This is a genomic window from Vibrio sp. 10N.222.54.E6, assembly GCF_041473955.1.
Taxonomy (GTDB): Bacteria; Pseudomonadota; Gammaproteobacteria; order Enterobacterales; family Vibrionaceae; genus Vibrio; species Vibrio tasmaniensis_A.
Window position 1 is genome coordinate 1 of the sequence record NZ_JBFRTD010000066.1, and the last position, 1,527, is coordinate 1,527.

Annotated in this window: 2 protein-coding genes; both read right to left on the minus strand. The window is 41.1% G+C overall.

The genetic code is table 11. The features are described 5' to 3' along the window. Positions 1–106 precede the first annotated feature (106 nt). On the minus strand, positions 107–472 hold the full coding sequence (locus AB4513_RS24230; protein WP_017098539.1) for a hypothetical protein: 366 nt from the start codon (positions 470–472) through the stop codon (positions 107–109). A 343-nt stretch (positions 473–815) separates the two neighbouring features. After that, on the minus strand, positions 816–995 hold the full coding sequence (locus tag AB4513_RS24235) for a TraY domain-containing protein (protein ID WP_017097351.1): 180 nt from the start codon (positions 993–995) through the stop codon (positions 816–818). Positions 996–1,527 lie beyond the last annotated feature (532 nt).

The window sequence follows — 1,527 nt, forward strand, 5'->3', positions numbered from 1 at the left end:
GGAGGGTGCGCTGGGTGCGTGTTTTCATAATAAATATCCTTATTGAGTGATAAATTTATCAAGTACATGGTCAGGATGGAGGGAAAGGGGGCTCCCTCCCACATCCTTAAGAAAACATCGAAGATTTCGCGTACTTCAAACCACGATTACGGCTCACATGTTGCTTCCAATTTTGAGCGCTAATGATGGTGTTCTTAAGCTTCCGATAACGTTTTTTACAAGCATTATTTGAGGTTGGGAGAGTGAGACGATTAACTGACTGAGCTTGTTTTTGAACCGCAACCAAATGAACGCCCTTCCAACAGAAAGGAAATGCAAGGTGCCCAGTAAAAGGCAACAAAGCGGCAAACGCCATGTGTTCACGCCCGACCGTTCCCAGTTCTTTGACGCTGACAAAATCACCTTGTTCAACAAAGTGGCCTAATAAACTCACGGCCTCATCTTCACGACAATATCCGTAGATAATCTGCATCGTTCACACTCCTTGTTAGGACATTGTTTTGTTCTTTTAAAAAACAAAACGATGGGCTCTCTTTCAAGAGCCGTGCTACAAACTGGCTTGAGCATTCTTGTAGTAGAATGCGCACATCCAAAGGATGTGGTGTCTGGTATTCCCAAGTAACTCTATTTCACCACTCAACCAGCGTGCTTAATTGAGTAGAAAAACAGCCTTGGACGTCGCCCCAGAGAGGGCTCCTGAATTTGTTAGGCATATTACGCAGGCCTGCGCCCCTCTGCGGCGCTTTTTGCAATCGTGAAGGCAGCCCACCTTCGAGGCCATCTGAGGTAATAATCCCAGACGGCAATCTCATTCGTTACAGCGACCAATTAGGAAAACGTTTGAGGTGATCTTCTAATCGAAGTTTCCCTTCGCGCTTTTTGGCCCGCTCTGCTCTTTTCGCCGAGAGCGTTAACGTTTTATTCGCCTTTGATGAGAGATTAAAAGCGATACCGACTTCCTTGTTCTCAACCCTACATTCTGATTTAAAATTCATACAAAAGTCTTCCTAAATAGAAAAAACCGAAACGCTCTCGTTTAGACCGAAACATCAATGAGTCATGTAATCGCTCACTGGCGTCTAATTTTGTTGAGTTTGTGACTTACTTATCACTTCTTGAATTTAACATAATCTAAATAATACGCACCAAATTAAGGTGCTGATTTTAAAGAAAATAAATGGGGTTTTAATGTTGGCGCTATTGTTATTAGGCATAATTAATATATTAATTATTTTAATTTCACTCCCTCAATGTGCTATAAATTTTTCTAAGGTTATTTGTTATCTTTTTGTTATTTATCGGTTTTTTATCCGTGCGTATTATTTAGATTATGTAAAGGGAAAAACCACAAGGTTACTTAAAGATTGAAATATCAGGCGACGCTGCGCTATACTTGCTTTAGGTCGTTAAGGTTAAAACACACTACATTGGCTGCTAACCAGTAGTGCCCTATGTAGTGTGTTTTTTCTAAGATTTAGAGTGTGTTAGAGGTGGTACTCTGACCATATAGCACTTGCAAAAAAGCCG